This window comes from Mesorhizobium sp. B283B1A (assembly GCF_020165735.1).
GTDB lineage: Bacteria > Pseudomonadota > Alphaproteobacteria > Rhizobiales > Rhizobiaceae > Mesorhizobium > Mesorhizobium opportunistum.
The window spans coordinates 223,728-245,347 of record NZ_JAIUIQ010000005.1; the positions used below are offsets into that span (position 1 = coordinate 223,728).

Genomic DNA, 21,620 nt, shown 5'->3' on the forward strand with positions numbered 1-21,620 from the left:
CCGCGCGTCCAGGCACGGTCGACGACCTATCCCCTCTCGTCCATCCGGTCGCGCAGCATGCTCCAGCCGAGAAGCATGTTGGGCGCGTGCCGCAGCACGGCATGGAACGGGATCGGTGCCGGCAGCGCGAACGGCAGCGGTAGGTCACGCGCATCGGCGCCGACGGCCCAGTCGGCCAGCACCTTGCCCATAGCCGTCGTCATGGCAATGCCGCGCCCGTTGCAGGCGCGGCCGGCGATCAGGCCCGGTCCAAGGTCCAGGAGATGCGGCAGGAAATCCGGTTCGACCGCGGCCATTCCCGACCAGCTATAGGCAAGCGGCGGCAGGTGCGGCAGGTCGAGATGCCTGGCGAGCCGCCGCCAGATTGTCTGCGGCACGCGCGTGTCGGCGCCGGCGCTCAAGATGTGCATGCCGCCGCTGATCAGCCGGTTGTCGGCGTCGAAGCGAAAGGTGAAGAGATTGCGCCTGGTGTCGCCGACGCCCTGTCCTCCCGGCAGCAGAAATGTGCGGATTTCGCGCGGCAGGGGTCCAGTCGCGATCTGGAAAACCTTCAGCGGAAAATAGGTTCGCTGCAGCAGCGGATTGAGCGACGCACCATAGGCATTGGTCGCGATCAGCACCTTGCCGGCGCGCACCGATCCCGACGGCGTTTTCAGCGTCCAGCCATCGGCCACGCGATCGATCGAGGTGACCGGTGTTCGTTCGAAAATCCTCGCCCCGGACTTCTCCGCCGCATCGGCCAGGCCGCGCGCATAGGCGACAGGGTTGAGCACGCCACCCGAACGATCCATCCAGCCACCGAGATAGCCGCGCACACCGGTCAGCGCCTCGACATCTTGCCGGTCCAAGGTAACCGCGGGCCTGCCGCGCCGCGCCCATTGTTCGGCGCGGGACTTGACCTTTTCCAGCGCCGCGGGCGAATGCGCCGGCTGGATCCAGCCGCTCTGCACGGCCTCGCAATCGATGCCATGTTGCCTGATCAGGCCAAACACCAGATCGGCGCTGCCGGCGGCAAAATTGATCAGTCTCTTGCCTCGCTCGGGGCCAAGATGAGCAAGGATGGTTTCCGGATCCATCTTGGCGAAGTTCGGCACGACGAAGCCGGCATTCCTGCCGGTCGCGCCCCAGGCGATGAATTCGGCTTCGAGAATGGCGACCGAGAGCCCTTTCCCGGTCGCGTGCAGCGCGGTTGAAAGACCCGAGAAACCGCCGCCGACAATGGCGAGGTCGACAACGAGCTCGCCTTGCAGCGCCGGCCGCTGGCGATGGTTTCGGCTGACGGCCTGCCAGAGCGAAACGCCTTGCGCCTCCTGCCGGGCCATCGCGTTCATGACCCTGAACTGCTCTTGGCCGCGGCCGCTTTCGCTCGCTTGCCGAAGCGCGGCCGCCGTGGCCTGTCGCCAAGCAATCCGTTCGGCCGGTTCAGCAAGATCACGCAGAGCATGACGCCGATGGCGGCGATCTGCAGCGAGGCCGCGCGCGCCTGCTGCTCTGGCGGGAACAGCACGCTGGTGAGCGTGCCGGATCCAGCCCAAATCCCCCACACCAGGATGCTGCCGATCACCGCGCCGAGATTGCTGCCGGAGCCGCCGACGATCAGCATCACCCAGACCTGGAAGGTCAGGATCGGCAGGTAATTGTCCGGTGCGATGAACCCGGTGAAATGCGCCTGAAGCGCGCCGGCCAGCGCCATGATGGCGCCGCCGACGGCAAAGGCCTGGACACGATAGAAGCGCGCGCTCTTGCCGAGCGAAATCGCCGCTCGCTCGTCCTCGCGCAGCGCCTTCAGCACGCGTCCCCACGGACTGCGCGACAGGTGCTCCAGGGCGAGATAGGCAATCAGCGTCACTGCCGCGACCACGGCAAGGTTCGACAGGTTGAACAGCAGCGGTGTTTCGGCAAGGCTGCCGAAAGGGCGCGGGATGAAGCCGATGCCGAACGGACCGCCGGTCAGCTTCTGTGCATTGAGCGCGACCAGTTGCACGACCACGGCGACGCCGAATGTGGTGATGGCGAGATAATCCGATCGAAGGCGCAGTGTGGCCATGCCGGTCAGCGCCGCGGCAATGCCGCCGACGACCATGGCACCCGCCCAGCCAACCAGGATCGGCAGGCCGAAGCCACCCAGCCGCGCGGCATCGTCCGGCGTGGTCAGCAGTGCCGATGTGTAGGCGCCGATGGCGACGAAGCCGGCGAGACCGACATTGAACAGGCCGGTCAGCCCCCACTGCAGGTTGAGCCCCAGCGTGACCAGCGAAAAGATCAGCGCGGTGGTCAGGAAGAAAGCGCCGTAGCCGACGAGGTCCATCAGCGTTCCCTCACACCGAAAAGGCCGATCGGTCGTACGAACAGCACCGCCATCAGGATGACGAAGGAGACCGCGGCGCGCCATTCCGCGCCGACCAGCTGCACCGCGCCGGCTTCGGCGAGCCCGATGATCAGCCCGCCGAGCACCGCGCCCGGGATGCTGCCGATGCCGCCGAGAATTGCGGCTGCAAACATCGGCAGCAGCATGTCGAAGCCCATGAAGGGGCGGATCTGCACGAGAATGCCGATCATCACGCCGGCGACGCAGGCCAGTGCCCCGCCGATGATCCAGGTGACGCGCACCACGCTGGCAACGTCGATGCCGACAATGCGGGCCAGTGCTGCGTTCTGGCTCAGCGCCTGCATGACGCGGCCGGTCTGCGTGCGCGTCATCAACAGATGCACGCCGAGCACGAGCACTGCCGTCAGCAACAGCAGCGCGATCTGGTCGGGCGTGATGCGAATGCCGAAGCCGACCGGCATGGCGATCTGGATCGCCCGGCTGAAATAGGTCGGCCGCGAGGTGAAAGTGAATTCGAGCAAGCTTCTAAGCGCCATCGAGGCGCCGAAGCTTGCCATCACCACGATGATCGCCTGGCCTTGCGAGCGCAGCCGCGCGAACAGCACCTTGTCGAGCAGCAGCGCCAACAGCGCGGTGAATGCCATGCCGACAATCAGCGCGACGATCAGCGGCCAGCCGAACGACAGCGGCGCGATCGGCGCCACCTTGCCGAACATCGCGCCGATGGCGCTGACCACGGCCAGCGTCGCATAGGTGCCCCAGGCCATGAAGTCGCCATGGGCGAAGTTCGAGAAGCGCAGGATCGAATAGGTCAGCGTCACGCCGATGGCGCCCAGGCCGATCATCGAACCGGTCAGCAATCCGTCGACGACAAATTGCAGACTCATGCCGCGCCTCCTCCGGATTTGAGCGGACGCTGGCCGAGATAGAGTTCGGCCACCACCGGATCGTTCCACAGATCGGAGGCGACACCCTCGTGCCGGTCCTTGCCTTCGACCAGCACATAGGCACGGTCGCCGATGGCCAGCGCTGCCTTGGCATTCTGTTCGACCAAGAGGATGGTGACACCGGATTTGCGGATGCCGGCCAGCATCTCGAACACCATGGAGACGAATTTCGGCGACAGGCCGGCCGACGGCTCGTCGAGCACCAGCACCTTGGGGTGGACGATTAGCGCCCGTGCCACGGCAAGCATCTGCCGCTGCCCGCCCGACAGATTGCCGGCTGCCGTGCGGCGCTGGCGGACGAGGTCGGGAAAGGCTGCATACATTTCCTCGATGCGGGCAGGGATTTCGCGCCTTTCGAGAATGCCGCAGGCGACCTTGAGATTGTCCTCGACCGACATTAGCGGAAAGATGTTTTCCGTCTGCGGCACGAAGGCTAGGCCAAGCCGCACCATTGTGTGGGCGGGTGCCGCGGTGATGTCCTTGCCGTCCAGGAAAACCGAGCCGCCGGTGATCGGCACGAGGCCGGCGATCGCCTTGATGAAGCTCGATTTGCCGGCGCCGTTGGGGCCGAGCACGACAACGATCTCGCCCTTGCCGACGGTGATCGAGGCGCCGCGCACGATCGGCACGCCTGGTTCATAACCGGCTTCGAGATTACGGACATCGAGGACCGCTTCGCTCATGCCGTGCCCCCGAGATAGGCCTCGATGACGCGCGGGTCGCGAGCGACCTCTTCCGCCGTGCCTTCGCTGAGCAACTGGCCGCTCGCCATGACCAGGACGCGGTGGCAGAGCCGCGTCACCATGTCGATGTTGTGTTCGATCAAGAGGAAGGTGATGCCGCGCTTGTTGATGTCGCGGATGCGGTCGATGATGACTTCGAGCAGCGTAGCATTGACGCCGGCCGCCGGCTCGTCGAGCAGGATGATCGCCGGGTCGGCCATCATGACGCGGGCAAGTTCGAGCAGCTTGCGCTGGCCGCCGGAAAGCACGCGCGCCGGCTCCCGCGCGAGGTGGGTGAGGGTGACGAGTTCCAGAAGTTCGAGCGCCTTGGTCCTGGCCGCTCGTTCCTGCGCCGCTACCCGCCAGGGAGTGACGAAATTGGCGAGCAGCTTCTCGCCGGCCTGGCCCTGGGCCGCCAGCATGATGTTTTCGATCAGCGTCAGATTGGGCAGTGGGCGCGGGATCTGGAAGGTGCGGCCAAGGCCTCGTCCGATGCGCAGATGCGCCGCTTCGCCCGAGACGCGGGCGCCGTTGAGAAGGATGTCGCCGCTGGTCGGCAATAGGCTGCCGGCGAGCAGATCGAACATCGTCGTCTTGCCGGCGCCGTTCGGGCCGATCAGGCCGAGGATTTCGCCCGCTTTGACATCGAACGAGACATCGTTGACGGCGACGAGGCCGCCGAACCGTCTGACGACATTCTTTGCCATCAGAACCGGTGCACGGTACTCTTGCCGTTCCGCTGCCTCGCTCATCGAACCCTCTGGCCGAAGACGATCTTTGCCGTCTCCTGATTGTTGATTTGTGATCACACTTGCGTTGATCACGCTATTCGGCTTTAATTTCGTCCGCAAGCCGAAAACCGGCCAAGATCGGAATTCCATGCAAAAGGCTGCCATCGAAAAGAACAACGAGGCGATCGCTGCCCAGCTTGCGCCGGTCGGTCGCGAAACCGTGCAGGATCGCGTCTATTCGGAGCTGCGTCGCGCCCTGATCGGCGGCCTGTTCGAGCCGAGCCAGGTGCTGACCATACGCGGACTGGCCGATGCGCTGGTCACCTCGACCATGCCGGTGCGCGAGGCGCTCGGGAGGCTGATCACGGAAAAGGCGCTGGAGGCATTGCCCAACCGTTCGGTGCGCGTGCCGCCAATCACGCTGGAGCGCATCGATGATCTGTTGCGCGCCCGCATCCTGATCGAGGGCGAGGCAATCGCGCTCGCGGCCGCCCGCATGGGTCCGCGCCAGATCGCCGCCATCGAGACCATTCTGGCCGAATGGGACGAGATGCGGGCACTGAAACACAAGAAGGATGTCGATCGCGAGGTGACGCTCAACCAGAGCTTCCATTTCGAGATCTATCGCTGCTGCGGCTCGGCGGTGCTGATCCCGATGATCGAGAGCCTGTGGCTGCAGTCGGGGCCATGCATCCGTGTCGCCATCTATGCCTTCTCGGAAGCCGGCGAGGTCGACACCGCCCAGTATCACCGCCGCATCGTCACGGCCCTGGCCACGCAGGATGCACAGGCAGCGCGCGAATCGCTGGTCGCTGACATCAGCAGGCCCTTCACCTTCCTGCGCAGCAAATTGCAAACCGCCGGGAAAGACCAGACATGACTTCCATCAGGATCACCGAGCCACGCTCGAAGCTTGCCGTGACGGCGCTGCTGCTGCCTGAAAAGGCGCCGGAAAACGCTGCTTTTCTCATGGCGTATCTCGCCGCACCACGCGTCGTCCCCGGCATCCATGCCATGTGGACGGGGCCTGAGATTTCTTGTCCGGTTCCATCAGCCGATCTCGATGGCCAGTCCTATGCCAGACCCTTGCCGCCCGAGAACGCGACGCTGACGCCACAGCCGGGCGACATCGTGCTGTCCTACGTGCCGCCACGCATGTGGGGCGGCAATCCCAATGCGATCTTCGACATCGGTCTCTACTACGGTCCGGGGGCGCGCCTGCTGTTCCCGATCGGCTGGCTCGCCGGCAGTGTGGTGGCGCAGGTGCGAGTCGAGGAGCGGGAACACTTCGCCGCCGCCTGTGGCGTCATCCGGCGCAATGGCGCCTGCGACGTCACCTTCAGCCTGGTGGAGGCCTGACATGGCAGACGACAGTTTCGAGCTTTTCGATCTGCGCGTCGAAGCGGTCGTCCCCAAGGGCAAGCCGATCTATTGCGGCGCCAAGGCCGGCGATTATTTCGAGCTCAAGGGCGAGATGTTGTCGATGCCCGCGGGGCAGGGTTTTTCGATCTATTCACTCGCCGCCGTGCTGCCTCTGCTGGCGGCAAAGCAGCGCCCGACCCATGCCAACGACTGGATGACATCGGATGCCGAGATCGCCTGTCCCGATCCCAATTGCGCCAGCCGGCTGCGGATCGTCAGGCTGGCCAAGCGGCGGTTCAGTCATGCCGCAACCACGGCCGTGCCGCTGCCGAAGGAGAATGACCCGACATGACTGCCAAGACCTTCGAACTCGGACCCGGCTACACCATTTCGCGCGTCATCCGCGGCGGCTGGCAGTTGGCCGGCGGGCACGGCGCCATCGACCGCAGCCAAGCAATTGCCGACCTGATCGCCACCTTTGATGCCGGCATCTGGACCTATGATTGCGCCGACATCTACACCGGTGTCGAGGAACTGATCGGCGCCGCGCGCCTGCGGCTGGCCAGCGAGCGCGGACTGGACGTTGCGGCGCGAATGAAGGTGCACACCAAGCTGGTGCCCGACCTCGAGCGGCTGGCCGGCATCAGCCGCGACTACATCAGGGGCATAGTCGACCAGTCGCTGCGGCGGCTGAAGACCGAACGGCTCGATCTCGTTCAGTTCCACTGGTGGGACTATGCGCAGCCTCGCTATGTCGAGGCGATGGGCTGGCTCGACGAGCTCCGGCGCGAAGGCAAGGTGCGCAATCTCGGCATCACCAATTTCGATACGCCGCGGCTGGCCGAAATCCTCGCCGCCGGCATCCCGCTGGTCAGCCAGCAACTGCAATATTCGGTTCTCGACCAGCGGCCTGCGAACAGCCTCGCTGGCCTCGCCGCGAAGAACGGCGTCAGCTTCCTCTGCTATGGTTCGGTGGCCGGCGGCTTCCTCAGCGACAAATGGCTTGGTGCCGCCGAGCCAGCCACGCCGCTCGAAAACCGATCCCTGGTCAAATACAAGCTGATCATCGACGACTTTGGCGGCTGGGACCTGTTTCAGCAGTTGCTTGCGGCGCTGAAAGCCGTCGGCGATCGTCACGGCGTCGACATCGCCACCATCGCCAGCGCCTGGGTGCTGCAGCAGCCGCAAGTGGCGGCCGTGATTGTCGGAGCCCGCAACCAGGCGCATGCGCTGGCCAATGCCAAAATCATGGATGTCGCGCTTGACGCCGAGGATCGGGCGCGGATCGCTGCCATCATCGCGCAAAGCCCTGGCATCGAGGGCGATGTCTACACGCTGGAGCGCGACCGCCACGGTCGCCACGGCTCGATCATGCACTACAATCTCAATGCAGGCCGGGCATGAGCACAATCAACCAGACGCTGTTTTCCAGGGCCAGCGCCGAGGTGATCGATTTGCATCGCTTTTTCGTCGACTGGTTCGTCGCCGCCCGCGCCGACACGGTCGACTTCGCCCGCTTCGAACGCGTCATGGGCGACGGCCTCAGCATGGTCACGCCGGATGGCAAGGTGCTCGATCGCGCCGCGGTCGTCGATCATGTCCGCTCCAGCCGCGCCATTTGCGACGACGGCTTTGCCATCTCGATCGAGGACATCCGGCCCGGCTGGCAGGACGCGGACACGATCGTCGTCTTCTATGTCGAGGCGCAGCTGCGCGCGGGCAAGCACAGCCGTCGCCAGTCCAGTGCCCTCTTCACCATCAGTTCATCGGCGCCCAACGGCGTCGAATGGCGACATCTGCATGAAACCTGGCTGCAGGTGCCGGAAAGCTGAACAGGCTCCAGAGATCAAAGACAGCCAAGTAACTTAACAAGTAACTCAAGGGGAACAACAATGAGAAACACGACACTCCAACTCACCACGGCACTTGCCCTCGTAACAATGGCGGGCGCGGCACAGGCCGCGGACTGCAAGATCACCGTCGGCCTCGTCATGGAGCTGACCGGCCCGGCCGGCGAATACGGCCAGGCCGGCGCCAAGTCGGTCGAGATGGCCTTCCGTGACATCAATGCCGCCGGCGGCGTGAGCGGCTGCGATCTGGCGACCGACACGCGCGACAGCCAGAGCCAGGGCAACATCGCCGTCGATGCCGCCACACAGCTGGTTCAGGTCAAGAAGGTGCCGGTCATCATCGGCGGCATCATCTCCTCGGTGTCGATCCCGATACTGACCTCGGTCACCGCGCCGGCCAAGATCGTCCAGGTCTCGCCGGCTTCGTCCTCGCCGACGCTGACGGCGCTCGGCCGCGACGGCAAGACCAACGGCATCTTTTTCCGCACCATCACCTCGGATGCGCTGCAAGGCGTCGCCGCAGCCAAATACGCCATCGACAAGGGCTTCAAGAAGCTGTCGATCATCCACGTCAACAACGATTTCGGTGTCAACATGGTGGCCGAATTCTCCCGCGCCTACAAAGCGCTCGGCGGCACCATCGTCACCGACACGCCCTACAACGAGAAGCAGTCGAGCTATGCCTCGGAAGTCACGGCTGCGATGGCCGGCGAGCCTGACGGCCTCTATCTTGTCAGCACGCCGGTCGATGGCGCGACGGTTGCCCGCACCTGGATTTCGCAGGGCGGCGTCCAGAAATTCCTGCTCAATGACGGCATGAACAGCCCGGACTTCATAGAATCCGTTGGCGCCGATTATCTGAAAGAAGCCTACGGCACTTCGTCGGGCACCAGCCCGACCGCCTCGACCGACTACTTCATGAAGAACTACAAGGAGTTCTCCGGCATCGAACCGTCGAACCCGGCGGCCGACCGTTCCTATGACGCCGGCGCCATCGTCGGGTTGGCCATCGCCATTGCCGGTTCCGAGGATCCGGCCAAGATCAAGGACGCGATGTACAAGGCTGTCGACCCTGCCGGCGCGCCGATCTTCGCCGGCAAAGACGAGTTCGCCAAGGCGCTCGGCCTGATCAAGGACGGCAAGTCGATCCGCTATGAAGGCGTCATCGGTCCGGTCGCCTTCGACAAATATGGCGACATCACCGGCCCGTTCCGGCTGTGGAAAATCGTCGACGGCAAGGTGACCACCGATGGCGAGATGACCACTGACGACGTCAACGCCCTGCAGGCCAAGCTTCAGTAAGCTGATACAGTGCTCCGGCATCGATCGCGTCTTGTCGTGATCGATGCCAGCATCGCCTGGGGCGGGCCCGATACCACTTGCACGGCACACGATCGCGAATAGGATCGGCGGGCCGCAATTGAAGGATGGCGAGCGTGCTGGACAAGGATACTCATCGGGCCATCCGGTTGGTTCATGCGGACGACGCGCTTCGCCACGCAGGCAGCTAGGCCCGATGGCGCCCGAAACGGAACGACTTCTGTCCGCTCTTGGCGCTCGGCTGGGCGCGGGCGGCATCCTCGCCGGCTCCGATGTCGACCAGCGTTATCGCGACGATCCCGACGGCAAGCTCGGCGCGCTGCCCGAGCTGGTGCTGCGTCCGCGCGGCACCGAAGCTGTCGCGGCAGCTCTTGCCGTGTGCAATGAGCTCTCCCAGCCGGTTGTGATCCAGGGTGGACGCACCGGGCTGGCCGGCGGCACACGCGTGCAGCCGGGCGAGGTCGTGCTGTCGCTGGAGCGAATGACCAGCCTTGCCGATCCGGACCGGCAGGCCGCCAGCATCGTTGCCGAAGCGGGCGCGACGCTGCAGGCGGGGCAAGAGGCGGCAGACGGCGCGGGGCTGATGTTCGGCGTCGATATCGGCGCACGCGGTTCGGCCACGGTCGGCGGCAACATCGCCACCAATGCCGGCGGCATCCGCGTGCTGCGTTATGGCATGTACCGGGCGCAGGTGCTGGGGCTGGAGGCCGTGCTTGCCGACGGTAGCGTGCTCACCTCGCTGAAAGGCCTGCCCAAGGACAATTCCGGCTACGACCTCGGCCAGCTCTTCATCGGCTCGGAAGGGACGCTCGGCGTCATCACCCGCGCCGCGCTCAGGTTGCATCCGAAGCCGGCGTCCGAGGTGAACGGCTTCTGCGCGCTCTCCTCGCTTGATGCAGCGATCGCCTTGCTTGGTCTGCTGCGGCGAAAGCTCGGCCCGCTGCTGTCCGCCTATGAGGTCAACTTCGCGCCGCTCTATGATGTCATGGTCGCCAGCATGGCGATGCCGGCGCCGCTGCCGGCGGGCTCTCCGGTCTATGTGCTGGCCGAGATCCAGGGCAGCGAGCCCGAGCGCGACGGCGAGCGCTTCGCCGCGGTTCTGATGCAGGCGGTCGAGGATGGCGTGATCGACGATGCGGTGGTGTCGCAGTCGCCGCGCGAATTCCGGGCGCTGTGGGATGTGCGGGAGGACGTCAACCGCGTCCTGTTCTCGATGAAGGGCCTGATCGGCGTCGATATCAGCATTCCGCTGGCGCGCATGAGCGCGTTCCTACAGGAAGCGGACGCCGCCATCCATGCCGTCGACCCCGGCGCCGAGGTCTATGTCTTCGGCCATCTCGGCGACGGCAATCTGCACTATCAGGTCATGACCGCGGATCCGGCGGCCGCGTACGGCATTGTCTATCGCGGCGTGGCGGCGGCAGGCGGCGGCGTTTCGGCCGAGCACGGCATTGGCCTCGACAAGAAACAGTGGCTGCATCTGGTGCGCAGCGACGCCGAAATCGCCACGATGCGGCGGCTGAAGGCAGCGCTCGACCCGATGAACATCCTCAACCGAGGACGTATCTTCGATCTCGATCCGGCAGGCTTGCCCTGAGCGCGACGCCGGCCTCGACGGGCCTCCGCCCGATCAGAACCCCAGCCGGCTGGCGGGCTTGTTTGAACGGTCCAGCACCTCAGTTGCCTTGCCTTGCCGCTTCGCGAATGGTCTGCAGCAGGATGATGAAGGCGGGCGAGGGGGCAGTATCTGTGCGCATCGTCAGCCCGACGGGCCCCCTGGTCTCCTCGGTGTTTACCGGCAAGGCGACGAAGGCGCCGCTGGCGATCTCATTGGCCACCACGCCGGCCGAAATGATCCACACCGCATTGCTCTGGCGCATGAAGGAGCGGCCGAAGGAATCCGAGACGGTTTCGATCTCGGTGGCCGGTGCGGTCATGCCGTTGGTGATGAACAGGCGATCGACGAAGGGACGGATGACGGATTCCCGCGTCGGCATCAGCACCGGGAATTCGTCGAGGCGGGCGAAGATGTCCGCCCCAGGCTCCAGCAGCGGATGTCCGGCCCGCACCACGAACAGCACTGGCTCGGAGTAGAGGTGCTCGAAGAAGAAGCCGGTCATGTTCTCGGGTGCGGCCAGCCGTCCGACGACGAGGTCGAGCGCGCCGGTGCGCAGTTGCTCCAGCAGCACGGCGTTCTCGCCGGTGACGATCTTGATCGCGGCGCCGGTTTTTTCCCTCAGGAACAGGCTCATCGCTTGCGGCATGACCTTCGCCGACACCGTCGGCAGCGCGCCGATACGGATCGGATGGCGATTGATGGCACCGTCCTGGCGAACGGAATCTACACCGCGCTTCAGCGCGGTGATCGCCGAGCCGGCATGGCCGAGGAAGATCTCGCCAAGCCTCGTGACCCGGATGCCGCGCCCGTCACGCTCGACAACGGCGACACCGAGCGCGTCTTCCAATTCGCGCAGGGTCTTGGTCACCGCCGGCGCGCTGACATGCAGGAAGTCGGCGGCACGAGCCACGCTTCCCTGTCGCGCGACCTCCAGAAACGCCTGCAGATGACGAAACCGGATGCGGCTTTCGGACATGGTCTGATAACCCCTGAGTTAATGAAACGGCACAAAATATCATTTTACCGAACCAAATGCCTTGTGCAATGTAGGGATGGAGGATCGAAATCGTGCCATTCGTCACCATCGGCGGCATCACGCTGCAGCACCGATATGTCGAGGCAAGCGGCAAGGCGCCTCCGATTGTGTTCATCAATTCGCTCGGCACCGACTTCCGCATCTGGGACGATGTCGTCGCGGCGCTTGATGGGGAAATGCCCTTGCTGGTCTATGACAAGCGCGGCCACGGACTGTCCGACATCGGCGATATCAGCTCGATCGACGATCATGTCGATGACCTCTCGGCGCTCATCGACCATTTCGGGCTGGAGAAGGTCGTGCTGTGCGGCCTGTCGGTCGGCGGCATGGTCGCGCAAGGGCTCTATGCCAGGCGCCCCGAGATCGTCGAGGCCATGATCCTGTGCGACACGGCGCACAAGATCGGCACGGCGGAGAGCTGGAACACACGCATCGCGACGGTCGAAAGCAAGGGCATCCAGGCCATTGCCGATGGCGTGCTGAAAGTCTGGTTCACTCCCACTTTCCACACGAAGCGGGGGGCCGAGCTGGATGGCTATTGGAACATGATGACCCGGCAGACTCTGGCCGGTTACATAGGGACCTGCAAGGCGGTTCGAGACGCGGATTTCACCGACGCGGCGGCCCGCATCGAGGTCCCCACCCTTTGCATCGCCGGCGACCAGGATGGCTCGACGCCCCCCGATCTTGTCCGCTCGCTGGCCGCTCTGATCCCCGGCGCGCGCTTCGAGATCATCCGCGATGCCGGACATATTCCTTGCGTCGAGCAACCAGAGGCGCTGGTCGCGCTGATCCGCGGTTTTATCGCATCGCTTGCCCCTGGAGCAGAGACCCATGGATGAAGTCCCCGGCAACGCCGCCCGGTATCGCACCGGTCTTGCGGTGCGCCGCTCCGTGCTCGGCGACCGGCATGTCGACCGCGCGGAGATCGCCGCCACCGATTTCGACCAACCCTTCCAGGAGCTGATCACCGAAGCGGCCTGGGGAACGGTGTGGGCGCGGCCGGGCTTCAGCAAGCGCGAACGCTCGATCGTCACGCTGGCGCTGCTGGCGGCACTCGGCCATGATGAGGAGGTCGCCATGCATGTGCGCGCCACCGCCAACACCGGTGCCACGCGCGAGGATATCTGCGAAGCATTCCTGCATGTCGCCATCTATGCCGGCGTGCCGGCCGCCAACCGTGCCTTCAAGATCGCCAAGGACGTGTTTTCGGAAATGGACGGAGCCGACAATGCCCGTTGAATCCCGATCGAGCCGGAGGCCCGAGACCGGCGCCTTTTTCCAGCGCGACCGGACATGGCATCCGCCGCCGCTGACGCCGAACTACAAGACTTCTGTGTTGCGCTCGCCGCAGAAGGCGCTGCTTGCTTTTGACAACACGCTGTCGGAACTATCGGGCCCTGTATTCGGTCAAGCCATGCTGGGCGAACTCGACGCCGACCTGATCCACAATTTCGCCAGGCCCGGCGAGAGCGCGATCGGCGAGCGCATCATCGTCTATGGGCGGGTGCTGGACGAGCGCGGCGTCGGCGTGCCGGGCGCACTGCTCGAATTCTGGCAGGCCAATGCCGGCGGCCGCTATCGCCACAAGAAAGACGGCTATCTGGCCCCGCTCGACCCGAATTTCGGCGGTTGCGGCCGCACCATATCGGGCGATGATGGCGGCTACGCCTTTCGCACCGTCAAGCCTGGCCCCTATCCCTGGCCGAACGGCCCGAACGACTGGCGGCCCTCGCACATCCATTTCTCGATCTTCGGCCACGGTTTCGCGCAGCGGCTGATCACGCAGATGTATTTCGAGGGCGATCCGCTGATCTGGCACTGCCCGATCGCGCGCGGCATTCCCGACAAGGCCGCCATCGAAACGCTGATCGCCGCGCTCGACATGCAGGCGACGGTCCCCTTCGACGCGCGCGCCTACAAGTTCGACATCGTGCTGCGTGGGCGGCGTTCCTCGCTGTTCGAAAACCGGCTGGAGGGCAATTGATGGCCCAGTCGCTCGACCGGCTCAGGGAAAGCCCTTCGCAGACCGCGGGACCTTACGTCCACATCGGACTGACGCCCAATTTCTGCGGTATCGGCGGTGTCTATCCGACCGACCTCGGTGCGACCATGGTCAACGACAAGACCAGGGGCGAGCGCATCGGTCTCAAGATCCGGGTGCTCGACGGCACCGGCACGCCGCTCAAGGACGCGCTGATCGAGATCTGGCAGGCGGATGCCGACGGGCTCTACAATTCGCCGGCCGAGATACGCGGTGCCGCGGATCCGAATTCCCAGGGCTGGGGCCGTTGTCCGACCGACATGGACACCGGCCTGTGCGCCTTCGAGACGGTCAAGCCGGGACGCGTGCCGTTCGGCGATGGCCGCCTGATGGCGCCACACATCACGCTCTGGATCGTCGCGCGCGGCATCAATCTCGGCCTGCACACGCGGCTCTATTTTTCCGATGAGGAAAAGGCCAATGCTGAGGATCCGATCCTGGCGCGCATCGAGCACCGCATTCGCGTGCCGACGCTGATCGCCGAGCGCCAGGGCGACACCTACGTATTCGACGTCCATCTCCAGGGGGAGAAGGAAACGGTCTTCTTCGACAGCTGATGGTCAGGAGCAGCAGGACATGACCGTATCGCCCTTCGATCATCCCTTGCTTTCCGCCCTTCTCGGCGACGAGGAGGCGAGCCGGCACTTTTCCGTCGACGCGGAAATCGACGCAATGCTTGAATTTGAGCGAGCCTTGGCCGAAGCGGAGGCGGAAAACGGGATCATCACCAGCGATGCGTCGGCAGCAATCGTGGCTGCGCTCGGCTCGTTTCGGCCGGATACCGCCTTGCTGCGGGCCAGCGTCGCCAAGGACGGCGTCATCGTGCCGGAACTTGTGCGCCAGATCAGGGCCGCGGTCGGCGAACCGCATGGCGACAAAGTGCATTTCGGCGCCACCAGCCAGGATGTGATCGATACCGGCCTGATGCTTCGGCTGAAATCCGTCGTCGAGCACCTCGGCCTGCTTCTGACCGAGACCGTCATACGCTTCACATCGCTCGAGGAGCGCTTCGAGGGCAGGTCGCTGACCGGCATGACGCGCATGCAGCCGGCGATCCCCATTCAGGTGCAGCATCGCGTGACGGCGTGGCGGGCGCCGCTGCAGCGGCATCAGGAGCGATTGTCGGAACAGTCCAGGCGCTTGCTGGTGGTGCAGTTCGGCGGCGCCGCCGGCACGCTGGAAAAGCTTGGTGACAAAGGGGCGGCGGTACGCGCGGCACTGGCCGCGAAACTCGGTCTTGCGGACGCGCCGCAATGGCACAGCCAGCGCGACGCGCTCGCCGACTTTGCCGGCTGGCTGTCGCTGGTGACCGGCAGCCTCGGCAAGTTCGGCCAGGATATTGCGCTGATGGCGCAAGGGGGGACCGATATCGCGCTTTCCGGCGGTGGTGGCTCGTCGGCCATGCCCCACAAGCAGAACCCGGTGAAGGCCGAAGCGCTGGTGGCGCTCGCCCGCTTCAACGCCACGCAGCTTTCCGGCATGCATCAGGCCCTGGTGCACGAGCAGGAGCGCTCAGGCGCTGCCTGGACGCTGGAGTGGCTGCTGCTGCCGCAGATGGCTGTCGCAACCGCGGCGTCGCTGCGCCTTGCCGCCGAACTGGCCGCACAGGTCGAAAGCCTCGGGCACTAATGCGCACCCAGGTCATGATCGTCGGCTCGGGACCCTCCGGCCTGCTGCTCGGGCAGCTTCTGGCCGGCATCGGCGTCGAGACGATCATCCTTGAGCGATCCAGCCGTGAGCATGTCCTCGGCCGCGTGCGGGCAGGGGTTCTCGAACAAGGCACGGTCGAATTGCTCGAAGAAGCGGGCGCAGCCACGCGCTTGCATGCCGAAGGCCTGTCGCACTCAGGCATTTCGCTGGCTTTCGACGGGCGCCTGCACCGCATTGACCTTTCGGGGCTAACCGGCGGCAAGAATGTCACGGTCTATGGTCAGACCGAAGTGACGCATGATCTGATGGACAAACGCGAGGCGGCCGGGCTCGTCACTGTCTATGAGGCCGCTGACGTCGCGCCGCACGATTTCGATGGCGCCGCACCTTTCGTCACTTATGTGAGGGACGGCGTCAGCCATCGCATCGATTGCGACTTCATCGCCGGCTGCGACGGTTATCATGGCATCAGCCGCAAATCGGTGCCCGAAAGCGCGCTCAAAACCTTCGAGCGGCACTATCCGTTCGGCTGGCTCGGCGTGCTGGCCGAAGTGCCGCCGGCCGATCATGAACTGGTCTACGCCAATCACGAGAGAGGGTTTGCGCTGTGCTCAATGCGCTCGACGCACCGCAGCCGCTACTATGTGCAGTGCCCCGAGGGCGATCGTGTCGAGGCGTGGTCGGATGACCGTTTCTGGGACGAATTGCGCCGCCGTTTGCCGGAACGGACGGCGGCGAGCGTCGTCACCGGGCCATCCTTCGAGAAGTCGATCGCGCCGCTGCGTTCCTTCGTTGCGGAGCCAATGCGTTTCGGCCGGCTGTTCCTGGTCGGCGATGCCGCCCACATCGTGCCGCCGACCGGCGCCAAGGGCCTCAACCTCGCCGCCAGCGACGTGCGCTATCTCTTTGCCGGCCTGCGCGATTTCTACGCCGAGAAATCAACCGCAGGAATTGACGCCTATTCGCAAAAGGCGCTGGCGCGGGTCTGGAAGGCGGTGCGCTTTTCCTGGTGGATGACGACCATGCTGCATCGTTTTCCCGACACCGGCGACTTCGGCCAGCGCATCCAGGAGGCCGAGCTCGACTATCTCGTCCATTCGCGGGCGGCGTCGACGGCGCTGGCCGAGAACTATGTCGGCCTTCCCTATTGAAGGCTATTTCTTCGACGCAATTCCCAAGGGAAAACGCTATGCGGCTTTACCGGGAAAGCCGCGCAGCTATCTGCGCCTCCCGATTTCCGGTTGCTACCGTCCGAGCAGATTGCGCTCGACGGTTCGCAGATGCGCCAGCATGGCCTGGCTGGCGCTCTCGGGATCGCGGCGCAGCAGCGCATCGAGAACGGTCTGGTGCTCGCTGCAATAGATGCCGCGGCGTTCCTCCGAAAAGGAACGCTTCTTCATTTCGAACCATGGCGCCTGATTGCGCAGGATGCGCATCAGATTGTGGATCTCCTTGAGGAAGTCGTTGCGCGAGCACGCGAACATGCGGTGGTGAAACTCCGCGTCCCAGTGCTCGAAGGTCGGCATGTCCTGCGATTCCGAAGCGATCTTGTGCGCCTCGCGCACCGCGTTGAGTTCCATGGCGCTGGCATTGGTGGCGGCGAACGCCGCCGCTGCCGGTTCCAGCAATTGCCGGATCTCCATCATGTCGGCGGGACTGGTGCCTTCCATCCGGCCGACAACTGCCGCCATCGACGCCGGATTGGTGGTGGTCAGGAACGTTCCGCGCCCGACATGCCGCACCACCGTGCCGTCATCCTCGAGGAAGGAGACCGCGCGCCGCACCGTGTTGCGCGCGACGCCGAATTCGCTCGCCAGATCGCGCTCCGGCGGCATGCGGCCATTCTCGATCCATTCGCCGGAAGAGATCCGTTTCTTCAGCGCCGTGGCGATATCGTTGGCGACGAGCTTTGGCATGCCTGGCAACTTTTATCTGATCCAATATTGAACCATCGTTAGCAGTTTCCGGTGCTGTCGTCCACCGTGCCGCGTCATCGGCATCCCAGCGGAGCCGGCCGCAACAGCCGCATTCCTTTTGGCATGACCAGCTTAGATTCCGCTTGCGGCCTAAACCAATCGGCGATAGCGTGTAACAAAAGAGCGAAGAATTGGCTCAGTATTGGTTCAGGGAGGATGGGAATGCGGGTCGCGACTTTTTCGATCGCCGGCGAACGTCGCGTGGGTCTTGTCGATCTTGATGCTGAGACAATCGCGCCTTTCGATATTTCCGTCGATCAGGCCAGATCCGGCATCCTGGCCCTGATCGAGCGCAATGGCGCCGGCATGCCGCGCACCCTGTCGCCGATCCCGTTGGCGCAGGTCGAGATCGAGGCGCCGATCCCGCAGCCGCGCCGCAACATCTTCTGCGTCGGCAAGAACTATCACGAGCATGCGCATGAGTTCGCCCGCAGCGGCTTCGATTCTAGCGCCGGCGCCGGTGCCATCCCGAAGCATCCGATCATCTTTTCCAAAGTGCCTGAATCGGTCGTTGCCAACCATGCCAGCGTGCTGATCGATCCGTCGGTCTCGACGGCCATCGACTACGAGGCGGAGCTGGCCGTCATCATCGGCAAGGGCGGGCGCGGCATCTCAAGGGAAAACGCGCTCGACCACGTCTGGGGCTACACCATCGTCAACGACGTCACCGCGCGCGACCTGCAGGGCAAGTACAGCCAGTGGCTGATCGGCAAATCGCAGGACACATTCTGCCCGATGGGGCCATGGGCGGTGACCAGGGACGAGCTCGACCTGGCGACCGCCGGCATCCGTTGTTTCGTCAACGAAGACCTGCGCCAGGATTCTCGCATATCGCTGCTGATCTTCGACATCCCGACCATCATCGCCACGCTGTCGCAAGGCATCACGCTGAGGCCCGGCGACATCATCGCCACCGGCACGCCGGTCGGTGTCGGCATTGGCTTCGATCCGCCGAGATACCTCAAGGCCGGCGACGTCGTGCGCATCGAGATCGACGGCATCGGCACGCTGGAAAACCGCTTTGCGGAGCATGTGCAATGACGACGGTGACGGTTGGCCAGGTCGTTGCGGAAGTCGTGGGCGAAGGCACTGCCGTGGTGATGATCCATGGTCTCGGCGGCACGTCCAACATGTTCCAGCCGCAGATGGCGGCACTTTCCGGCTATCGCGTCATCCGGCTCGACCTGCCGGGTTCCGGCCGTTCGCCGCGCCCGATCGAACCGCTGACCATTGAAGGCATGAGCGAGGCCGTCATTCGCGCGATGGCCGGCATGGGGGTCACATCAGCGCATTTCGTCGGCCATTCGATGGGCACCATCGTTTGCCAGCAGATTGCAGCAGCGCAGCCTTCACTCGTCGCCTCCCTGGCACTGTTCGGCGCCCTGGCGGAACCGACCGAGGCGACCAGGCAAGGGCTCGGCAATCGGGCCCGGTTGGCGCGCTCGGGCGGCATAGCCGACATTGCCGACCAGATCGTCGCCAATGCGATTTCGGCGCACACCAGGGAAACCTCGCCGGCCGCCGTCGCCTTCGTGCGGGAATCCATCACCCGTCAGGATCCCGAATCCTATGCCCGCACCTGCGAGGCGCTGGCCAAGGCAACCGCTGTCGATGCGAGAAGGATTTCGGCGCCGACGCTGCTTGTCACCGGCGACGCCGACACCGTCAATCCACCCGGGGTCGGGCAGGCGCTTGCCGACAAGATCAAGGGGGCCATATTCTCCTCGCTTGATCGGTGCGGGCACTGGGCCACGGTGGAAAGCCCGCGCGAAAGCAGCTCGAAGCTCGCCGATTTTTTGAGACGGGTTGATAGGTGAGGATTTCTGATCGGGCGTAGAACTACGCGCTCGGCAAGTTGGGAGGCTTGTTATGGCAGACGACAGCTGGAACGCAAACGGCTCGGGCAGCACGCTCTTCACCAATGTGCGCGTGCTCGACGCCACAGGTGAATATCCCTACACCGGCGAGGTACTGGTGCAGGGTAACCGCATCAAGCAGATCACCAAGGGCTCATCGCGCTTCGGCGCGCCTTCGTCTTCATCCTATGGTGGTGGGGCTACGGTGATCGACGGCATGGGCGCGACCCTGATGCCGGGTATGATCGACGCGCATCTGCATCTGTCCTGGAACAACGCGCCCGGCATCGATCCCATCCAGATGATGGAGGTCGAGGAGCACATGCTGGTCACTATGGAGATGGCCAAGCTGGTGCTCGACGCCGGCTTTACCGCCGGCCGGGGTGCCGCCGCCGCCAAGCCGCGCCTCGATGTCGTCGCCAAGAAATTCATCAATCAGGGTCGTTTCCCCGGACCGCGCTATCTCGCGGCAGGGCCGGAGATCACCACGGTCGGCGGCCTTGGCGATTCCGCGCCGTCGCACATTCCGCATGAGGGGCTGAATCTCGGCCTCGTCGTCTCCGGTCCGGAGGAAATCCGCCGCACCGTGCGCCAGCTAATCAAATACGGCGTCGATTCCATCAAGCTCAATCTGTCGGGCGAGAGCATCACCGGCATGGGCGCCGAGGAGACGCCGATGTCGGAGGAGGAGGTCGCGATGGCCGCTTCCGAGGCGCGCTGCCGCAACAAGGTGCTGTCGGCGCATGCGCGTTCCTCCGGCTCCGTCAAGCAGTGCGTCCGCCACGGCATCCAGAACATCTACCACGCCTCCTTCGCCGACGAGGAAGCGCTCGACATGCTCGAGGCGGTCAAGGACAAGCACTTCGTCGCGCCCGGCATCGCCTGGCTGATCAACACCGCGCGCCATGCCGAGCAATGGGGCATCAAGCCAGGCTCGCCGCTGTCGCTCGAATATGAGCGCGAGCTCGAAATGTGCGTCGAGACGATGAAGAAGATGCACCGGCGCGGCATCCGCGTCTGCATCGGCGGCGACTACGGCTTTGCCTGGACGCCGCAGGGCACCAATGCCAAGGACATCCAGACCTTCGTCGAAATGCTCGGCTTCTCGCCGATGGAAGCGATCCAGGCTGGCACCAAATATGGCGGTCAGATCATGAACATGGGCGACGAGCTCGGCCTGATCAAGGAAGGCTATCTCGCCGACATCCTGCTGGTCGATGGCGACCCGATCTCGGATGTGCGCATCCTGCAGGACAAGAACCGCATCCTCGCCATCATGAAGGATGGCAAGTTCCACAAGGCGCCGCGCATGAACGAGCAGCGCCGGCGGCTAACTGCATGAGCCTGCTCGACCAGCCAACTTCGTCGTCGCTCTCAAGCGGCAGCGGCGGCATGACGCGCAAGCGGGCCTGGGGCCTCGTCGGTCTGCTTGCTGCCGCCGTCATCGCGTGGCTGGTCTTTGCCGTCTGGCCGGATTGGCTGAACGCGATCCTGATCTCAAAGAAGGCTTTCGTCAGCGCCATCCTCAACGGCATCACGCTGGCCGGCCTCTATTTCCTCGTTGCCAGCGGCTTCACGCTGATCTTCGGCCTGATGCGCAACGTCAATCTCGCGCATGGCTCGCTCTATCTGCTCGGCGCCTATATCGGCTATGAGGTCACCAACCGCACTGGCTATTGGCTGCTCGGCGTGGCAGCCGGTTTCGCCGTGCTGGCAATTGTCGGCGTCGTCATGCAGGTCTTCGTCTTCCGTCGCCTCGAAGGCGACGATCTGCGCCAAACCCTGGTCTCGATCGGCATTTCGATCGTCGCCGCCGATTTGATGCTCGCTGTGTGGGCCGGCGGCACTTACCAGATCACCACGCCGGAATGGCTTGACGGTGCCTTGACCTTGCCCGTCATCACCGCGGTGCGCTCCAACGGCGCCTCGGTCTTCCTCACCTACCCGCTCTACCGCGTCGTCGTGCTGGCCGCGGCGATCGTCATCGGCGTCGGCCTCTGGCTGATGCTGCACAAGACCCGCGTCGGCATGATGATCCGCGCCGGCGTCGACGACCGCGCCATGCTGCAGGCATCCGGGGTCAACGTGCACGCGGTGTTCGCCATCGTCTTTGCCGTCGGCGCGGGCCTGGGGGGGGGGGGGGGGGGGGGGGGGCGCGGGGGGGGGGGGGGGGGGGGGG

24 protein-coding genes are annotated in these 21,620 nt (G+C 64.7%); 17 read left to right on the forward strand and 7 right to left on the reverse strand.

What is annotated here, in order from left to right; genetic code table 11:
• Positions 1-26: 26 nt before the first annotated feature.
• From LB577_RS06180 to LB577_RS06200, 5 genes are read right to left on the reverse strand one after another with little or no spacing between them, the layout of a single operon-like run.
• Positions 27-1,331: an NAD(P)/FAD-dependent oxidoreductase gene (locus tag LB577_RS06180; RefSeq protein ID WP_224685995.1), complete on the reverse strand. Its 1,305-nt coding sequence runs from the start codon at positions 1,329-1,331 to the stop codon at positions 27-29.
• A complete protein-coding gene (locus LB577_RS06185) occupies positions 1,328-2,311 on the reverse strand; it encodes a branched-chain amino acid ABC transporter permease (RefSeq protein WP_224686024.1) in 984 nt (327 codons plus the stop codon). Before LB577_RS06185 ends, LB577_RS06180 begins: the two co-directional genes overlap by 4 nt.
• On the reverse strand, positions 2,308-3,216 hold the full coding sequence (locus LB577_RS06190) for a branched-chain amino acid ABC transporter permease (protein WP_224685996.1): 909 nt from the start codon (positions 3,214-3,216) through the stop codon (positions 2,308-2,310). The genes LB577_RS06185 and LB577_RS06190 overlap by 4 nt, the downstream gene beginning before the upstream one ends.
• Complete coding sequence (locus LB577_RS06195; RefSeq protein WP_224685997.1) at positions 3,213-3,959, reverse strand: ABC transporter ATP-binding protein; 747 nt, start codon at positions 3,957-3,959, stop codon at positions 3,213-3,215. The genes LB577_RS06190 and LB577_RS06195 overlap by 4 nt, the downstream gene beginning before the upstream one ends.
• A complete protein-coding gene (locus LB577_RS06200; protein ID WP_224685998.1) occupies positions 3,956-4,750 on the reverse strand; it encodes an ABC transporter ATP-binding protein in 795 nt (264 codons plus the stop codon). The genes LB577_RS06195 and LB577_RS06200 overlap by 4 nt, the downstream gene beginning before the upstream one ends.
• Before the next feature lie 127 nt (positions 4,751-4,877).
• Here LB577_RS06200 and LB577_RS06205 point away from each other — a divergent pair, with 127 nt between their 5' ends.
• The 7 genes from LB577_RS06205 (at position 4,878) to LB577_RS06235 (ending at position 10,858) form a co-directional block, all read left to right on the forward strand.
• The gene (locus LB577_RS06205; protein ID WP_013896907.1) at positions 4,878-5,609 is read left to right on the forward strand and encodes a GntR family transcriptional regulator; all 732 of its coding nucleotides are present in this window, start codon (positions 4,878-4,880) and stop codon (positions 5,607-5,609) included.
• Complete coding sequence (locus LB577_RS06210) at positions 5,606-6,088, forward strand: DUF3830 family protein (protein ID WP_224685999.1); 483 nt, start codon at positions 5,606-5,608, stop codon at positions 6,086-6,088. Before LB577_RS06205 ends, LB577_RS06210 begins: the two co-directional genes overlap by 4 nt.
• 1 nt (position 6,089) lies before the next feature.
• Positions 6,090-6,443, forward strand: coding sequence for a TIGR04076 family protein (locus tag LB577_RS06215; RefSeq protein WP_224686000.1), 354 nt, complete (start codon positions 6,090-6,092; stop codon positions 6,441-6,443).
• Positions 6,440-7,495, forward strand: a complete 1,056-nt coding sequence (locus LB577_RS06220) for an aldo/keto reductase (protein ID WP_224686001.1) — start codon at positions 6,440-6,442, stop codon at positions 7,493-7,495. The genes LB577_RS06215 and LB577_RS06220 overlap by 4 nt, the downstream gene beginning before the upstream one ends.
• The gene (locus tag LB577_RS06225) at positions 7,492-7,923 is read left to right on the forward strand and encodes a DUF4440 domain-containing protein (RefSeq protein WP_224686002.1); all 432 of its coding nucleotides are present in this window, start codon (positions 7,492-7,494) and stop codon (positions 7,921-7,923) included. The genes LB577_RS06220 and LB577_RS06225 overlap by 4 nt, the downstream gene beginning before the upstream one ends.
• A 60-nt stretch (positions 7,924-7,983) precedes the next feature.
• Entirely contained in the window at positions 7,984-9,243 is a 1,260-nt protein-coding gene (locus LB577_RS06230) for an ABC transporter substrate-binding protein (RefSeq protein WP_224686003.1), read from the forward strand.
• Positions 9,244-9,457: 214 nt separating this feature from the next.
• A complete protein-coding gene (locus LB577_RS06235; protein WP_224686004.1) occupies positions 9,458-10,858 on the forward strand; it encodes an FAD-binding oxidoreductase in 1,401 nt (466 codons plus the stop codon).
• 79 nt (positions 10,859-10,937) lie between these two features.
• On the opposite strand, the gene pcaQ is transcribed toward LB577_RS06235, so the two are convergent.
• Positions 10,938-11,855 (reverse strand): pca operon transcription factor PcaQ, encoded by a 918-nt coding sequence (gene pcaQ, locus LB577_RS06240; RefSeq protein ID WP_224686005.1) that lies wholly within the window; start codon positions 11,853-11,855, stop codon positions 10,938-10,940.
• A 92-nt stretch (positions 11,856-11,947) separates the two neighbouring features.
• Here pcaQ and pcaD point away from each other — a divergent pair, with 92 nt between their 5' ends.
• The 6 genes from pcaD to pobA are packed head-to-tail and all read left to right on the forward strand — an operon-like array spanning position 11,948 to position 16,760.
• On the forward strand, positions 11,948-12,757 hold the full coding sequence (gene pcaD, locus LB577_RS06245; protein WP_224686006.1) for a 3-oxoadipate enol-lactonase: 810 nt from the start codon (positions 11,948-11,950) through the stop codon (positions 12,755-12,757).
• Positions 12,750-13,157 (forward strand): 4-carboxymuconolactone decarboxylase, encoded by a 408-nt coding sequence (gene pcaC, locus LB577_RS06250; RefSeq protein ID WP_023777076.1) that lies wholly within the window; start codon positions 12,750-12,752, stop codon positions 13,155-13,157. Before pcaD ends, pcaC begins: the two co-directional genes overlap by 8 nt.
• Complete coding sequence (gene pcaH / locus LB577_RS06255; protein ID WP_224686007.1) at positions 13,147-13,902, forward strand: protocatechuate 3,4-dioxygenase subunit beta; 756 nt, start codon at positions 13,147-13,149, stop codon at positions 13,900-13,902. Before pcaC ends, pcaH begins: the two co-directional genes overlap by 11 nt.
• Complete coding sequence (pcaG, locus tag LB577_RS06260; protein ID WP_224686008.1) at positions 13,902-14,516, forward strand: protocatechuate 3,4-dioxygenase subunit alpha; 615 nt, start codon at positions 13,902-13,904, stop codon at positions 14,514-14,516. The genes pcaH and pcaG overlap by 1 nt, the downstream gene beginning before the upstream one ends.
• Positions 14,517-14,535: 19 nt before the next feature.
• Positions 14,536-15,588, forward strand: coding sequence for a 3-carboxy-cis,cis-muconate cycloisomerase (locus tag LB577_RS06265; RefSeq protein WP_224686009.1), 1,053 nt, complete (start codon positions 14,536-14,538; stop codon positions 15,586-15,588).
• Positions 15,588-16,760 (forward strand): 4-hydroxybenzoate 3-monooxygenase, encoded by a 1,173-nt coding sequence (gene pobA, locus LB577_RS06270; RefSeq protein WP_224686010.1) that lies wholly within the window; start codon positions 15,588-15,590, stop codon positions 16,758-16,760. The genes LB577_RS06265 and pobA overlap by 1 nt, the downstream gene beginning before the upstream one ends.
• Positions 16,761-16,853: 93 nt before the next feature.
• On the opposite strand, the gene LB577_RS06275 is transcribed toward pobA, so the two are convergent.
• Entirely contained in the window at positions 16,854-17,525 is a 672-nt protein-coding gene (locus tag LB577_RS06275; RefSeq protein ID WP_224686011.1) for a FadR/GntR family transcriptional regulator, read from the reverse strand.
• A gap of 222 nt (positions 17,526-17,747) precedes the next feature.
• Here LB577_RS06275 and LB577_RS06280 point away from each other — a divergent pair, with 222 nt between their 5' ends.
• The 4 genes from LB577_RS06280 to LB577_RS06295 all read left to right on the forward strand — a co-directional run.
• Complete coding sequence (locus LB577_RS06280; RefSeq protein ID WP_224686012.1) at positions 17,748-18,626, forward strand: fumarylacetoacetate hydrolase family protein; 879 nt, start codon at positions 17,748-17,750, stop codon at positions 18,624-18,626.
• Entirely contained in the window at positions 18,623-19,402 is a 780-nt protein-coding gene (locus LB577_RS06285) for an alpha/beta fold hydrolase (protein ID WP_224686013.1), read from the forward strand. The genes LB577_RS06280 and LB577_RS06285 overlap by 4 nt, the downstream gene beginning before the upstream one ends.
• A 52-nt stretch (positions 19,403-19,454) precedes the next feature.
• The gene (locus tag LB577_RS06290; RefSeq protein WP_013896890.1) at positions 19,455-20,783 is read left to right on the forward strand and encodes a metal-dependent hydrolase family protein; all 1,329 of its coding nucleotides are present in this window, start codon (positions 19,455-19,457) and stop codon (positions 20,781-20,783) included.
• A partial coding sequence (locus tag LB577_RS06295) for a branched-chain amino acid ABC transporter permease (RefSeq protein ID WP_224686014.1) occupies positions 20,780-21,620 on the forward strand: 841 nt, incomplete at its 3' end. The genes LB577_RS06290 and LB577_RS06295, both read left to right, overlap by 4 nt.

Bases quoted from the DNA above. Each gene is read 5' to 3' on its own strand.
- LB577_RS06180 (WP_224685995.1), bottom strand. From the start codon at position 1,331: ATGAACGCGATGGCCCGGCAGGAGGCGCAAGGCGTTTCGCTCTGGCAG.
- LB577_RS06190 (WP_224685996.1), bottom strand. From the start codon at position 3,216: ATGAGTCTGCAATTTGTCGTCGACGGATTGCTGACCGGTTCGATGATC.
- LB577_RS06195 (WP_224685997.1), bottom strand. From the start codon at position 3,959: ATGAGCGAAGCGGTCCTCGATGTCCGTAATCTCGAAGCCGGTTATGAA.
- LB577_RS06200 (WP_224685998.1), bottom strand. From the start codon at position 4,750: ATGAGCGAGGCAGCGGAACGGCAAGAGTACCGTGCACCGGTTCTGATG.
- LB577_RS06205 (WP_013896907.1), top strand. From the start codon at position 4,878: ATGCAAAAGGCTGCCATCGAAAAGAACAACGAGGCGATCGCTGCCCAG.
- LB577_RS06210 (WP_224685999.1), top strand. From the start codon at position 5,606: ATGACTTCCATCAGGATCACCGAGCCACGCTCGAAGCTTGCCGTGACG.
- LB577_RS06215 (WP_224686000.1), top strand. From the start codon at position 6,090: ATGGCAGACGACAGTTTCGAGCTTTTCGATCTGCGCGTCGAAGCGGTC.
- LB577_RS06220 (WP_224686001.1), top strand. From the start codon at position 6,440: ATGACTGCCAAGACCTTCGAACTCGGACCCGGCTACACCATTTCGCGC.
- LB577_RS06225 (WP_224686002.1), top strand. From the start codon at position 7,492: ATGAGCACAATCAACCAGACGCTGTTTTCCAGGGCCAGCGCCGAGGTG.
- LB577_RS06230 (WP_224686003.1), top strand. From the start codon at position 7,984: ATGAGAAACACGACACTCCAACTCACCACGGCACTTGCCCTCGTAACA.
- LB577_RS06235 (WP_224686004.1), top strand. From the start codon at position 9,458: ATGGCGCCCGAAACGGAACGACTTCTGTCCGCTCTTGGCGCTCGGCTG.
- pcaQ (WP_224686005.1), bottom strand. From the start codon at position 11,855: ATGTCCGAAAGCCGCATCCGGTTTCGTCATCTGCAGGCGTTTCTGGAG.
- pcaC (WP_023777076.1), top strand. From the start codon at position 12,750: ATGGATGAAGTCCCCGGCAACGCCGCCCGGTATCGCACCGGTCTTGCG.
- pcaH (WP_224686007.1), top strand. From the start codon at position 13,147: ATGCCCGTTGAATCCCGATCGAGCCGGAGGCCCGAGACCGGCGCCTTT.
- pcaG (WP_224686008.1), top strand. From the start codon at position 13,902: ATGGCCCAGTCGCTCGACCGGCTCAGGGAAAGCCCTTCGCAGACCGCG.
- LB577_RS06265 (WP_224686009.1), top strand. From the start codon at position 14,536: ATGACCGTATCGCCCTTCGATCATCCCTTGCTTTCCGCCCTTCTCGGC.
- pobA (WP_224686010.1), top strand. From the start codon at position 15,588: ATGCGCACCCAGGTCATGATCGTCGGCTCGGGACCCTCCGGCCTGCTG.
- LB577_RS06275 (WP_224686011.1), bottom strand. From the start codon at position 17,525: ATGCCAAAGCTCGTCGCCAACGATATCGCCACGGCGCTGAAGAAACGG.
- LB577_RS06280 (WP_224686012.1), top strand. From the start codon at position 17,748: ATGCGGGTCGCGACTTTTTCGATCGCCGGCGAACGTCGCGTGGGTCTT.
- LB577_RS06285 (WP_224686013.1), top strand. From the start codon at position 18,623: ATGACGACGGTGACGGTTGGCCAGGTCGTTGCGGAAGTCGTGGGCGAA.
- LB577_RS06290 (WP_013896890.1), top strand. From the start codon at position 19,455: ATGGCAGACGACAGCTGGAACGCAAACGGCTCGGGCAGCACGCTCTTC.